Annotated in this window: 13 protein-coding genes; 4 read left to right on the top strand and 9 right to left on the bottom strand. The window is 46.8% G+C overall.

The genetic code is table 11. The features are described 5' to 3' along the window. Positions 1 to 50: 50 nt before the first annotated feature. The 6 genes from ACUTVW_RS04225 to ACUTVW_RS04200 form a co-directional block, all read right to left on the bottom strand. Positions 51 to 1,658, bottom strand: a complete 1,608-nt coding sequence (locus tag ACUTVW_RS04225; RefSeq protein WP_445644621.1) for a response regulator — start codon at positions 1,656 to 1,658, stop codon at positions 51 to 53. A gap of 14 nt (positions 1,659 to 1,672) precedes the next feature. Then, positions 1,673 to 3,418, bottom strand: coding sequence for a sensor histidine kinase (locus ACUTVW_RS04220; protein ID WP_445644620.1), 1,746 nt, complete (start codon positions 3,416 to 3,418; stop codon positions 1,673 to 1,675). A gap of 117 nt (positions 3,419 to 3,535) precedes the next feature. After that, a complete protein-coding gene (locus ACUTVW_RS04215) occupies positions 3,536 to 4,417 on the bottom strand; it encodes a carbohydrate ABC transporter permease (protein WP_445644975.1) in 882 nt (293 codons plus the stop codon). 22 nt (positions 4,418 to 4,439) lie between these two features. After that, a complete protein-coding gene (locus ACUTVW_RS04210; protein WP_445644619.1) occupies positions 4,440 to 5,330 on the bottom strand; it encodes a carbohydrate ABC transporter permease in 891 nt (296 codons plus the stop codon). A gap of 196 nt (positions 5,331 to 5,526) precedes the next feature. After that, positions 5,527 to 6,213, bottom strand: a complete 687-nt coding sequence (locus ACUTVW_RS04205; protein WP_445644618.1) for an HAD family hydrolase — start codon at positions 6,211 to 6,213, stop codon at positions 5,527 to 5,529. A gap of 33 nt (positions 6,214 to 6,246) precedes the next feature. Next, the gene (locus tag ACUTVW_RS04200; RefSeq protein WP_445644617.1) at positions 6,247 to 7,215 is read right to left on the bottom strand and encodes a Gfo/Idh/MocA family protein; all 969 of its coding nucleotides are present in this window, start codon (positions 7,213 to 7,215) and stop codon (positions 6,247 to 6,249) included. Between the two features lie 405 nt (positions 7,216 to 7,620). On the opposite strand from ACUTVW_RS04200, the gene ACUTVW_RS04195 reads away from it, so the two are divergent. From ACUTVW_RS04195 to ACUTVW_RS04180, 4 genes are all read left to right on the top strand, one after another. Further along, the gene (locus ACUTVW_RS04195) at positions 7,621 to 9,258 is read left to right on the top strand and encodes a thiamine pyrophosphate-binding protein (RefSeq protein WP_445644616.1); all 1,638 of its coding nucleotides are present in this window, start codon (positions 7,621 to 7,623) and stop codon (positions 9,256 to 9,258) included. A 12-nt stretch (positions 9,259 to 9,270) separates the two neighbouring features. Continuing rightward, on the top strand, positions 9,271 to 9,639 hold the full coding sequence (locus ACUTVW_RS04190; protein ID WP_445644615.1) for a carboxymuconolactone decarboxylase family protein: 369 nt from the start codon (positions 9,271 to 9,273) through the stop codon (positions 9,637 to 9,639). 188 nt (positions 9,640 to 9,827) lie between these two features. Further along, positions 9,828 to 10,169 carry a hypothetical protein gene (locus ACUTVW_RS04185; RefSeq protein WP_445644614.1) on the top strand — a complete coding sequence of 114 codons (342 nt, stop codon included), beginning with the start codon at positions 9,828 to 9,830 and terminating at the stop codon, positions 10,167 to 10,169. 62 nt (positions 10,170 to 10,231) lie between these two features. Next, positions 10,232 to 11,224 carry a 3-oxoacyl-[acyl-carrier-protein] synthase III C-terminal domain-containing protein gene (locus tag ACUTVW_RS04180; RefSeq protein WP_445644613.1) on the top strand — a complete coding sequence of 331 codons (993 nt, stop codon included), beginning with the start codon at positions 10,232 to 10,234 and terminating at the stop codon, positions 11,222 to 11,224. A gap of 176 nt (positions 11,225 to 11,400) precedes the next feature. On the opposite strand, the gene ACUTVW_RS04175 is transcribed toward ACUTVW_RS04180, so the two are convergent. The 3 genes from ACUTVW_RS04175 to ACUTVW_RS04165 are packed head-to-tail and all read right to left on the bottom strand — an operon-like array spanning position 11,401 to position 12,539. After that, positions 11,401 to 11,970, bottom strand: coding sequence for a manganese catalase family protein (locus tag ACUTVW_RS04175; protein ID WP_434751994.1), 570 nt, complete (start codon positions 11,968 to 11,970; stop codon positions 11,401 to 11,403). 22 nt (positions 11,971 to 11,992) lie between these two features. Continuing rightward, positions 11,993 to 12,268: a spore coat protein CotJB gene (locus tag ACUTVW_RS04170; protein ID WP_445644612.1), complete on the bottom strand. Its 276-nt coding sequence runs from the start codon at positions 12,266 to 12,268 to the stop codon at positions 11,993 to 11,995. Beyond that, positions 12,240 to 12,539 carry a spore coat associated protein CotJA gene (locus tag ACUTVW_RS04165; RefSeq protein ID WP_445644974.1) on the bottom strand — a complete coding sequence of 100 codons (300 nt, stop codon included), beginning with the start codon at positions 12,537 to 12,539 and terminating at the stop codon, positions 12,240 to 12,242. The genes ACUTVW_RS04170 and ACUTVW_RS04165 overlap by 29 nt, the downstream gene beginning before the upstream one ends. Between the last annotated feature and the right edge of the window lie 172 nt (positions 12,540 to 12,711).

The raw sequence follows: 12,711 nt of genomic DNA, 5'->3' as shown, positions 1-12,711 counted from the left end.
AGTGAGGGACATTCTGACTATGCATGGTGGGAAAAATGACGATCTCTGTCTTATCCGTTCTCGTACATCTGCCGGAAGTGTGTCGGGGTCATACCGCAGTATTTCTTGAAAAGACCACTGAAATACGGTCTGTCCTCATACCCCAGCATCTGGCATATTTCCTGTACCTGTACACCCGCAACCAGCAGTTCCTTCGCCTTTTCCATCCTGAGCTTCGTAATATATTGGATAAGCGTCATGCCCGTCTCCTTCTTGAACGCATTCGCAAAGTAACTCGGGCTTAAGTGCACGGACTGCGCACACGTCTGCAATGTCAGATTTTCGGACAGATTCATGCTGATATACTCTTTGGATTTGCTGATCGCCTGTTTGACATCTGTAAGCCGTTTCTTATCCATGATCTCACAGCCCATGCTGCTAAAATGCTTGATATATGCTCCCCAGCCGTCAAAAGTCAACGAGCGCATCGCTTCAAGCACGGTCAGATCTGCTTCCAGACGAAGACGCTCTTCTTCCGTGATTTCGTCACAGAATGCCCGGTAGATGGCAAATGCAAGTCCTGACAACAGACGAATCATCGTCAGTGGCTCGGGGAACCCCTTGGAGCTCTGCCATACTTCCAGAATCTCATCGATGATCCGGTGACAGGAACTCTCATTACCGCATTTTAGTGCGTAAAACAGTTCCTTTTCCTTTTCCAAAGGATACACAGGGGCGATCACCTCCTGATTCTCCAGTTCTGCATAGTTGAAAATGCAGTTCCCCTCACTGTAAAAGCGATAGGATATCGCCTTATCTGCATTGGCATAGGATATCCAGATTTCCTGTGGTCTCCGGGCAATGGTGCCCAGACCGATGGAGATCGTCTTTTTGCTGTATTGTTCCACATTGTGACGGCATTGCTCCATAAGCTCCGATACCTCAATCTGGTCGGATGTATCAAATATAGCTGCCAGCCGATATCGGTTTTCACGAAGCACAATGCTTCTCGTATACCGATTTAATGTTTCGCTGACAATATTTTGCACTGCAAATGGCACAATCTCTGCATCCAGATGCATCGTGGAGCCGTATCGTGTATACCCGTCCACCTCGATGACCATCACATTCAGATTGGAGGAATCCAGATCAATGTTTAGCTCATCCCACCGGCTCTCATTCAGAAACCCTCCAATCTCATGCCGCAACAGGCCGAGAAGATAACTTTGACGTTCGTACTCGCTGCTGCTAACCGCTTTTTGTTTCAGCTTCTGAAGCTGCTTCGACTTCGCTTGTTCATTTTCAATGACTTGTCTCACTTTGAGCACCGCACCCAGGATTTCTTCGGGAGTAAACGGCTTGAGCAGATAATCGAAGGCCCCCAGCTTGATGGCTTCCTGGGCATATTGAAAATCAGAATATCCACTGATAAAAATAAATTTGGTTCTCAGTCCGGCATCCATTGCCCGCTTCATGAGTTCGAGTCCGCTGAGCCGAGGCATTTTGATATCCGTGATCACAATGTCTGGTTGCTCTTCCACCAGAAGGGACCAGCCCTGTTCTCCATTGTTCGCTGTGCCAACGATCCGAACCTCATGCTCCTCCCACGGAATGGTGGAAGCGATGCCCTTGACCACAGCCTGGATATCATCCATAACACACATCGTTAATTGCTCCATACGTACGCTCCCTCCTAGCTGATCGGAATGGTGATAACCACCGTAGTTCCCACGTTTATTTCACTATCAAATACAAGCGAAGCTTGCTCACCGTACTGCAGGCTTAATCGGTCAACCAGATTGGATAGGGCATACCCCTTCCGTTCGCCTCCAGGTATTTCTTCCGCGCGAACTTTCGCCACGTCCATGCCGCATCCATTGTCCGTGACCGCAAGTCGGAGTGTGTCTTCATGACGATCAATGCGGATGAGAATACATCCCAGATCTTCCTTGTCATTAAAACCATGCAGGATTGCATTTTCAACCAGAGGCTGGAGCAAAATTTTCAAAATTTCGATACTCCTGCACGACTCCTCTGCCTCAATCCGGTATTCAAACAAGTTCTCGTAGCATTGCTGCTGCAGCTGCATGTATTGCTCGACGTGTCTGATCTCCTGCTCTACAGTCGTCATATCTTTCCCGTCATTCAAGCCAAGCCTGAACAGCAGGGAGAGAGAGACAATCATGGCGCTAACATCCTTCTTCTCTCCGCTCTCGCTTTTCCAGAACATCGTATTTAATGTGTTGTACAGAAAATGAGGATCAACCTGAGCTTGAAGCGCCTTCACTTCGAGCCGCCGCTTGTCGTGTTCCGTGTCGCGTACCTCTTCAAACAAAATCTGAATCTGATCCAGCATTCGGTTGAAGCGATGGCCAACGGCACTGACTTCATCGTCATATTTGCTGCGAAACCGCACGTCCAGGTCATTGTACTCCACCTCAACCATGAGTCGCCGCAATTTGTTCAGCGGTTTCAAAAGGGCGGAGGATAACAAGTCGGACAGCGCGAGCGCCAGCAAGATGCAGAACAACATAATCAGAATGACCAGCCAGCGGATCTTCTTCAGTGGAGATAACAAATCGGCCTTGGATTGCACACTGACCATAACCCAGTCCTCATTCATGGATAGAGCCGAGTAGTTCACCAGCATGTCTTGCCCCTGTCCGTTCGTATAGGTGAAATCACCGGCTTCCCGATTTAAACGTTGTGCAAATCCGGGCTCCGTTACCAGATCAAATGTGCCCGCCCCCGGACGTATGACTTCACTTCCGTTTTTGTGCAATAAAAACAATTGCACCTGACTGTTCATCAGATCCTGGTTCAGAATGTCCCGCATCGCGGCTTCCCTCATGTTGACGACCATGTAGACTTCCGTAAACGTGTGGTTATCAATCACAATCGGTTTGAGCAATAGCGATAACACATTGCCACGGGATTGGAACAATTCACTGGGATGTGAACTAAACCACATCGTATTCCAGCCGGGTTGTTTCACAACCTCTCCATACTCCTTGTCAAATGCAGTGCTTTGATTCGGGAAGTCTTTCGTTGAGAAAAAATTGCCGATCGGTGTCTTCAAGTAAGCCGTATCAATCAACGGCTCTACCAGCTTCAACTGAGCAAACGTTGTCTGAAGCAGAGAGAGATTCTGATAATAACGTTTATCATTATGATTACGAACATCGCGCATCACCTGTGTGAACGTGTCACTCAGCATGAACGAGTAGGATGACACCACGATATGACGCAGATGTTCATCCATCACCTGTACCGATTTGTTCAGAATGCTTTTCTTTAACTCAAGGGCATTCCGCTCTATGCTTTTTGCAGCAAAGAGATATGAGCAGATTCCCGTCACACTAATACACAAAACAACGAGAAAAATATAGATGAGTTGTATTCGTTTTTTCAGAGACATTTTGTAGAAATAAGCCATCATAGGCGGTCGCTCCTTGAACAAGGGCTTGCCCTGTCCGCTGTAATTAAAAAGAGTATAGCACAGCGGAATCTGCACGGAATACCGTTCCCCAAATATCTCTTCCTCCGCTTTGTGAGCCTAACCTTTGACAGCCCCCAGCGTAACTTGCATAAAGGACTTATTCGCAAAGATGTATACAACTAACAGTGGCAAAATGGACAGACATGCGCCAGCCATCATTAACTGAACCTCAGCTGCAGCCCCGATTCCGTAGCGCAGGTTGGCCAGACCAACCGGCAATGTCTGCAGCTTGGGATTGCTCATGGTGAACACAAAAGGCAGAATATATTCATTCCATGAATTCTGAAACACACCCAAACCGGCAACGGCCAGACCCGGACGCAGAAGTGGCAGGATAATCAGCCAATAGGTTGTGAAGAAATTACAGCCATCAATCATCGCTGCCTCATCCAGTTCACGGGGAATACTCTTGAAGAACCCGACCAGAATAAAATACGTAGCCGCATGTGCACTAATTAATATGATGATGACACCCCATAGGGAATTATTCAGACCCAGCTTGACCATAAGATCAAATTGCGGTCTGAGTACAACGGCACCAATCGAAATAAACAGCGTGGATGCCATAAGCAGGGTGTATGCTTTTTTACCTTTAAAATGAACCCGATCCACCGCATAAGCTGCCATCGAAGATATCAGCAGTGTCCCTACAGTTGTAGCCATACTTACAAAGACGCTGTTGATCGTAAAGCCGGAAAAATTCGCAGTCTTCCACGCCTGGGCGTAGTTTGTAAACTGCCATATCTTCGGCCAAATCGTTGCTCCTCCGGTAAGCTCCTGGTTGGTTTTGAACGAGCCTAGCAACACCAGGATAATCGGGAATAGGGATAAGAGTGCAATGATCAGCAGAAAGATGAAGAGGATTGTTCGCTTCGTCCAGCGAGCCCAGCGGTATGAACTTGAATTGGAAGATGCAGGTGCAAGCACGGTTTGAGTCATCATCGTTTCCTCCTGTTCGTCATTAGTAGATATCATTAAGCTTTTTGGAAATTTGGAAGTAAATGAGCGTAACCGCCCCTACAATGAGTGCTGTCGTGAAGCCGACTGCACTTCCGTAACCGAGTTGCTGCAAGGATTGGGCGTCTGCCGAAACCGGGAACAACAGTTTGAACAGGTACAGATACATGACCTCTGTTTTGCCATATGGCCCACCTTCGGTTAATACCATAATGCTCTCGTACCCCTTAAGTGCTGTCGTAATCGCGAGCATAATGATCATTTGCAGCACGGGCCCAAGCAGCGGGATCGTTACATTGCGCAATTTCTGAAACTCACTCGCTCCGTCTAGTGATGCCGCCTCGTACAGCTCCTCCGGAATGCTTTGCAGACCTGCAATGAACAATAACATGTAGTTCCCTACAGCGCCCCATATAGCAATCATGATCGTTGTCAGCATCGCATGATTCGCATCCAGCCAACCAATCGGTGAGGAGATGATGTGATACTTGAGCAGCAGTTGGTTCAAAATGCCGTTATATGAATTGAAAATGATAAAGAAAACAATCGCCATAACGGATGCACTGAAGATTGTTGGAAGATAAAAAACGGCCCTGAACAAGGAGCGTCCACGCCACTTGCGATTCAGGATAATGGCCAGAATAAGGGATAGCGGAATGGTAATGACGAGTTTACCCAGTGCATATACCCCCGTATTTTTGACTGAGTCCCAGAACTGTGCATCACGCATAATACGTGCAAAGTTATCAAGTCCGATGAAGATCGGCTTTCCAATGCCCTGATAGTCATAGAACATGTAACGCAGAGCCCATAACAACGGATAGATTCCGAATACCAGTGTGAGAAAGAGACTCGGGACGATGAAGATGTAGGCGTTCAGTTTGGATGGTTTCATCAGAATCAGACCCCCTATAGCTTTTGAATGAAAGTATAGTGGGATTTACAACCTATGCGGGATAGGGAAATCAACTTTCTACAGGGGAGGATGTAACTTCCTGCTCCAACCTAAAAAACCTGCATGGGCGTGAATCACGCCCATGCAGGTGCATCGATAAGGGTTGCTACTTCAAGGATTAAGCCGAATTAACGGCTCATTCTGCTTCTTCATATAGGCGGAGCAAATCGGTGAAATTCGAGATCAGCGCATCGGATCCGGCAAGCTCCTCATCCCGGCCAAACCCGGCATAAGCACAGCCAATGACGGTTTGGTTGTTCATTTTGCCCGCTTCGACGTCCGAGGAACGATCCCCTACCATCCATGCATCTTGAATCCGGTGTTTCTGTAGCAGAATCTGCACCAGATTGATCTTGGAAGGTGTTTTGTACTGACCCGCACTGTATACCCCTTCAAACAGCGGCATAATTTCATGTGCAAACGCAACACCTTTTACATAATCCTCCAGACCATTGCTGGCAACAAACAAACGAATACCCTGGGCCTTCAGTGCTTCCAGCGTTTTTTTTACACCGGGATACAGTTTGGAATCTCCCCCATCCAGTCCTTCAATCTCGAGTTGCAGCAATAATTCATCTGCACGGCGATGAGCCGCTTCGGATGCCTCGGGCATAACCACTTTCCAGATATCTTCAAGCAGCATACCCAGACTTCCAAGCATCCGCTCTTCCGGCGGAGTTTCTCCTTCAAAATGTCCCTCTGCACGCAAGGTATCAAATAACTGCTGGTAGGCAGGCAAGAGTAAAGTCTCTGTCTGAAACAGCGTACCATCCATATCAAAAATCATCGCTTCCGGTTTACGCAAGGCATTTTTTGTGGTCATATTCAAACAACTTCCTTTCGGAGTAAAATTTATTTAATGGCTGTTCCGAAGTGCTTCAAGCACTTGTTGTGCCTCATATCCGTCATGGAACGTATAAATTCTGCCAGGTCTGCCCTGAATCCTTGCGATTACATGTTTCAAAACAGGCAGCTCACTGGAGGATTCCGGCACTTCTACTGGAGAGAGCGGCTGTCCGATCTGTCCACTCATCAGTTCCTCCCAGTTTTCCAGCGCAATGGTACCTTCGGTGCCGTACACAACCATAGATACTCTCTCTTCACCGGCAAAATGGGAAATCCCCTGTAGATGAACACGGGTTCCGTCCTGCACTTCAAGCACAGCCTGTACTTCCTGTTCACACGCATCCGGTTGATCGACCGGATAAATCACTTGAGCGTTCAGTACACGGAGGCGTCCGAATACATTCTGGATCATATGAATCCAGTGAATGCCAACTTCAAGGATGAATCCTCCCTGATCACGGCTTGTAATCCAGTCATTCTGCTGCCATGAGCGCGGCCACTGCGGGAATTGCAGAATCAGGTCGATTTTGCGAATGTCACCCACTTTATGTTGTTTAACCATCTCTTGCAGCTTTAACACGGCAGATTCATGCGGCATCGAGAAATGAACAGCGTGCACCACGCCGGCCTGCTTCGCGGCTTCCACCATCCTGCGTGCTTCGTCTAGACTGTTCGCCAGCGGCTTCTCGCAGAACACATGAATCCGGCGCTCCAGCACTTCCATAACGACCGGACAATGATATTTAGGTGGTACAGCAATATACACGAGGTCAATCTGCTGCTCATCCAGCAGCTGTTTGTAGTCAAGATATGTTTTTACCGATGGATGGGTTGCTGCAAAAGCCTGCAATCCTTGCTCATTCGCATCACACACCGCAGTAATCTTCACGGGGATATCCATTGATGTATTCTCCGCTTGGTGAATCATATGTAAACCCATCTTACCCAGGCCGATCACAGCCATTTTCAATGATGTCATTACCTTCTCCTCCAATTCATTTTCAGTATAGCAGAAATCCTCTGTTATTTAAGTTGAACTAGTGATTTTATCCAATCCAATCCACTAACGTGTAAAGAATCGATCAACTTGTTGACACGATGTTCAACTACCACACTGTTGCATCATCGCGGTAATGCGAATAGGTAATAAGTTGCATAATCTACATTGCATATATGAAAACGGGTTCATAAAAAATGAAGTGTTCACAACTTAAGGCTTAGGAAATTTGAATCAGGAAAAAGATTGACAAAAAACCACAAAAAAAGATACGATTTCTAATACCAAGGAATTCTTCTTCTTACAACCTTAGACAAATACCAACATGCACAATCGGATAAGCCTCCTGGTACTAAAAACCTACTACTCGAAATGAGGTGTCCTCGCGTGAGAACTGTTGCAGACTATTTAGCAGAAACGCTGCGCAATCTGGGTGTCACTCATGTATTTGGTATTATCGGAAAATCCATCTGTCCTGCTCTTCTGAAAATGGTAGATTACGGTCTGGAATTTATCCCCGGCCGCCATGAAGCCAGTTCAGGCTTCGCAGCTTCGGGTTACGCATTGCAGACAGGCCGCCTGGGTGTCGCTATTGCTACCTCGGGCCCTGGAGGAACCAATCTGCTCACAGCTGCGGCTCATGCCAAAGCAAATAATCTTCCTGTGTTATTCCTTACCGGTCATCAATCCATTCAGGAACTGGGCATCCCCCAGTGTCAGGACTCCTCTTCTTATCTGGCCGATCTGGCTGAAATGTTCAAGCCTGCTACACTGTTCAGCAAACTGGTTGAGCGTGGAGATCACTTCGGAACTATTTTGAATCATGCCATTTCCATTGCACTAGGCCCGAACAAAGGCCCTGTGCATCTTTGTCTTCCTTTTGACGTACAAACCGAACAGCTTGCATCCTGCCGCATTGTTATTCCTGAATCTGAGCCAATGCTCAGCATCTCTAATCTGAATCGAATACTGCCTTTAATCCAACAAGCTCAGCATCCTTTGATTATTGCAGGTAAAGGCGTAACTCGTTCCGGGGCACATGAGGAGCTGCAACAACTAGCTGAAACGTTAAAAATTCCTGTTGTGACAACTCCCGGCGGCAAAGGAGCCATAGTATGGGATCACCCTTTCTATCACGGACCTTGCGGTGTAGGTGGTTTCTCACATGGCGACGAGATGCTGAATCAAAGTGATCTTTATATTGTTCTCGGCTCCAGACTTAGCGATATGACGCTGTGTAATCTCAAACCAGATCATCATCCGGCACAACTGATTCAAATGGATACCGACCCAACCTTTGTAGGCAAAATTCTACAATCTCAGACCTTACATATTACAGGGGACATCAAGGATAATCTGCAATACCTGCTCACCACTCTGCCGTCCGCTACAGTAGCTGTTTCCGAAGCGATCACTGAACCAGTTCAATATCAGTCCCCATTACCAGAGTTGCCACATCTCTCTCTCGCTTCGGTGCTGGATCAAATGAGCGACCTGCTGCCCTATGATCATAAATTGTTCGTTGATGATGGCAGCCATGGCTTTCACGCCGTTCAGCGTTATAAAGTGAAGAAACCGGGCAGTTTCATATTTGATGCCTACTTTGCCTGCATGGGGAATGCCATCGGTATGGCTATTGGGGCCAAAGCCGCCTCACCCAAAGAGACGGTGATCTGTATCACCGGAGACGGATGTTTTATGATGCTGGGCACAGAAATTAATACAGCTGTGTGCAAAAATATTCCTGTCATTTTTATTGTTGTCAACAACAAACAGCTGGATATGGCCCTGAAAGGTATGGAAAAAACGACGGGACGCATCGATGGTACCCTCTTCGAGATTCCCATGGATGCCGTCAAATTTGCCGAGTCACTGGGAGCTACGGCTTTCCGTACAGAAACGTTGGCACAGTTCTCCGCCGCGCTGGAGGCTGCTTTGAAGTTAAAACGGGTCGCTGTAATCGAACTGCTGACGGATCGGGACGAGATTCCGCCAACGGCACACCGGGTTGTCAATTTGGATTAGGAGGCACAAGTCATGAGTGAACAGGTGACGCAAGGTTTAGAACGCTTTAGCAAGCTTTCCGGAGAATATGGTGCGAAGGCATTTGCACCGATTAAGGAACACTTTCCCGAGCTGTCCGAGTTTATTATGGGAACAGCATATGGTGATATTTTTCAGAGAACAACGATTACGGATCAGTGGAAAGAAGTCGCTATCATCTCATCGTTAATCACGCAGGGACAGTTCGAACAGCTCGGTGTCCATTATGCCATGGCTCTAAGCGTAGGGGTTACCTTGGATGAACTTAAAGGAATATTACTCCATCTGGCGCCGTGCGTAGGTGTTCCGCGTATTATCAGCGCTTTTAATGTATTACTTGCCACGCTTGAGGAAATCCAGTAATTCAACGTTCTACATTTTTATACACTATTCGACCTTTTTATTGATCTTTTTACATTATTACCTTTATAATATGGGTAAATTATCCTTCCGGCTTAACAACCTGGTATCCCTCTCTTTAGGGTCTAATGGACGGCAATATTCCATAGAGGATATATTTCACTCATATTACAAAGGAGAGAGAACACGTAATGGGAAAATTTATTCTAAAGACAGATGCTTCAAACAAGGTGTTGTACATTGAATTGGAAGGTTCTTTTTCTCAAGAGGATGGTCTTCGTTCGATCTCGGCATATCAGGATACGATTTCTTCCATCAACACCCAAGACTTCAACCTGGACATTGACTGCAAAAAGCTGAATGTTACCGCCCCTGAGATCGTACCTCTTCTTGAGGGATGCCTGGCCATGTTCAAAAAGGACGAATATAAAAAAGTCGTGTTAACCCTGGAGAACAATGCCATTTTGAAAATGCAACTTGCCAGACTGGGTCGGACCGTAGGGCTCGACAATCTGGAAATTATTTCGGCGTAACGCCTTAGATTGTCTGGTGTTCTCATCACAGCTCTGCCTTTCCACATAAGAGGAGGATGACGATGGCTGGAATTCGTATTGTTGATATCGATATGTATCATCCGGAAACCAAGGTGCACAACGACTTTTATATTGAACACTTTGATGCAAGAGGGGTAGATATCCGTGGTTTGTTAAAAGCACTCGGGCGTGAATCACGTTACAAAATTGATCACGCTGACGAAAACTCACTGACAATGGCCTTCGAGGCGACCCGAAATCTGCTGGCTAAAACCGGATTAACCGGCCAGGATATCGACTTGATTGCTTATGCAAGCCAAACACCCGAATATATTTTCCCTACGAACTCCTTAATGATTCATCATCTGATCCATGGAGCATCTCACACCATTTGTATCGATAGCAATGCCAACTGTGCAGGTATGACTGCGGCTTTTGAACAAGTCAGTCGGCAGATGCTCGGTAATCCAAGGATTAAACGTGCTTTAATCCTAGGCTCGGATTATGTGGCCCCACATGCCAATCCGGATGATCCGGTTTATTTTGCAAATTTCGGAGATGCTGCAGCAGCCGTCATTGTCGAACGGGATGAACATGCTGTTGGATTTATCGATTCAATCTATCAGACGGATACCTGTGTATATCAAAATTCACTATTTCCGGCGGAGGGGCTTGCCAAGCTCGGAAGCACAGGTGTGGATGCAGGAGCTTTTCATGTGAAATTCACACCGTTTGATGACTCGATCTGTGTCGATGCCGCTTCAGAATCCATTCGCACGTTACTAACACGCAATGAAATCAGACCGGATGAGGTCAAAGCTGCCTGTTTCTCACAACTGTCGATTGCCAACATCCGTGCGGTATCCGAGAATATCGGCATTGATGATAACATCGCTGTCTATATTGGAGATGAGTTCGGTTACACCTCCACCAGCAGTCCGTTTATTGCACTGCATCGAGCGATAACCTCCGGCAAGATACAGCGTGGTGACAAAGTGTTGTTCTGGACCGTTGGAGCCGGATGGCAAAATGTTGCCATGGTCGTTGAATACTAAGAGCGCTTATTCATACGTTTATTCTAGATCTGCAGGACGACTTTGGGGGTCAACACCTTAATGAATCGTCCCTTTTTCTGATTTTATGGGTATGAAGTAATAGTACCCGAACAAAAAAGCAGTCCTCCTGGACTGCCCGTTATCTTTTCTGGCTATAGGTCTGTTTGATTTCGTAATTAAAAAATCTTCTTCGTCTCCCGATCATCCTTCAGAATCTCAACGGCCTCTCTGAACCTTAGCGAGTGTACAATCTCACGTTCCCGCAAAAATTTCAGGCTGTCCTGCAAGTCCACGTCATCCGTTAGATCAATTAACCATTGATATGTAGCCCTGGCTTTCTCTTCGGCTGCGATATCCTCGTACAAATCAGCGATGGGGTCGCCCTTCGCTTGAATATAGGAGGCCGTGAAGGGTACACCCGCAGCGTTGTTATAGAAAAGCGCCCGATCATGTCCTGCATAATGAGCGTCCAACCCGGCCTGCTCCAGCTGCTCCATCGTGGCATCCTTGGTGAGCTTGTAGATCATCGTTGCAATCATCTCCAAGTGAGAAAATTCCTCCGTCGCGATATCATTTAGCAGACCGATAATTTTGTCAGGAATAGTATAACGCTGATTCAGATAGCGTAAAGCTGCTGCGAGTTCTCCATCCGCACCACCATATTGTTCCATCAGCAGCTTTGCCATATGAGGATCACATTTACTCACCCGAACCGGGTATTGCAATTTCTTTTCATAAACCCACATGTACAGGACGCCTCCTTCGATTTTATACTTGCCAAGGCCAAGGTGTCTGGGACCACTCCCATGGATATTTGGAAAAGGAATGACCGAAATTCGTTAACGGACCATATAATTGCTGAAACTCTTGTGCAACACGCATCCGTTCCTGGCTAAATTTGTTGTACTGCTCAATGCTCTGAAAATCTCCCGGATGTGTATCCAGATAAAGATTCAGCTCGACCAGAACAAAATCCAGCGCCTGTAGCTCCTCCAGCAGTTCGTAATATTGGGCGTCACAAGGCTTCGGCTGTTCCTTCTCCATCGTTCTCCACCGCCCTTTCCTTCATTTTTTTTGAGGTATACGGACTATACAGCGCTGGCCACAACGTGCCCAGTCTTAAGGCTTCAGCTGGACTGTACTGCGGCCAACCCATGGGCTGAAAGGGAATAAATAATTGCGGTGGAACCAGATACGTACGAACACCTAGAGGTTTACACGGATCAAATGGCCCCACAAAAGGAACATAAGCCCGTACCTGAGGATCTTTCAATCGAAACGCCTCCTTTATGATCCAAAGACATGCATTCTGCATTCCTTCACAAGGCATGCAGTACATTCCCATCATTTCCTGTCCTTATAACCATATGTCGTGCTGAGCAAGATAATCCCTTTTTGCAAAACGATGAGCAGATTTTTGCCATTTACAGAGTAAACTTGCTTATTCCCACCCATGCAAAAAAGACCTTCGAAAGGTGCCAAAGCAC

This window comes from Paenibacillus sp. TSA_86.1 (genome assembly GCF_052691815.1).
The sequence above is the reverse complement of the archived record's forward strand: the minus strand, read 5'-3'. Positions and strand labels throughout refer to the sequence as shown.

What these genes read in the sequence shown, in the direction of transcription:
- ACUTVW_RS04225 (WP_445644621.1), bottom strand. Translation starts at nt 1,658, where the DNA reads ATGGAGCAATTAACGATGTGTGTTATGGATGATATCCAGGCTGTGGTC.
- ACUTVW_RS04220 (WP_445644620.1), bottom strand. Translation starts at nt 3,418, where the DNA reads ATGATGGCTTATTTCTACAAAATGTCTCTGAAAAAACGAATACAACTC.
- ACUTVW_RS04215 (WP_445644975.1), bottom strand. Translation starts at nt 4,417, where the DNA reads ATGACTCAAACCGTGCTTGCACCTGCATCTTCCAATTCAAGTTCATAC.
- ACUTVW_RS04210 (WP_445644619.1), bottom strand. Translation starts at nt 5,330, where the DNA reads ATGAAACCATCCAAACTGAACGCCTACATCTTCATCGTCCCGAGTCTC.
- ACUTVW_RS04205 (WP_445644618.1), bottom strand. Translation starts at nt 6,213, where the DNA reads ATGACCACAAAAAATGCCTTGCGTAAACCGGAAGCGATGATTTTTGAT.
- ACUTVW_RS04200 (WP_445644617.1), bottom strand. Translation starts at nt 7,215, where the DNA reads ATGACATCATTGAAAATGGCTGTGATCGGCCTGGGTAAGATGGGTTTA.
- ACUTVW_RS04190 (WP_445644615.1), top strand. Translation starts at nt 9,271, where the DNA reads ATGAGTGAACAGGTGACGCAAGGTTTAGAACGCTTTAGCAAGCTTTCC.
- ACUTVW_RS04185 (WP_445644614.1), top strand. Translation starts at nt 9,828, where the DNA reads ATGGGAAAATTTATTCTAAAGACAGATGCTTCAAACAAGGTGTTGTAC.
- ACUTVW_RS04180 (WP_445644613.1), top strand. Translation starts at nt 10,232, where the DNA reads ATGGCTGGAATTCGTATTGTTGATATCGATATGTATCATCCGGAAACC.
- ACUTVW_RS04175 (WP_434751994.1), bottom strand. Translation starts at nt 11,970, where the DNA reads ATGTGGGTTTATGAAAAGAAATTGCAATACCCGGTTCGGGTGAGTAAA.
- ACUTVW_RS04170 (WP_445644612.1), bottom strand. Translation starts at nt 12,268, where the DNA reads ATGGAGAAGGAACAGCCGAAGCCTTGTGACGCCCAATATTACGAACTG.
- ACUTVW_RS04165 (WP_445644974.1), bottom strand. Translation starts at nt 12,539, where the DNA reads ATGCAGAATGCATGTCTTTGGATCATAAAGGAGGCGTTTCGATTGAAA.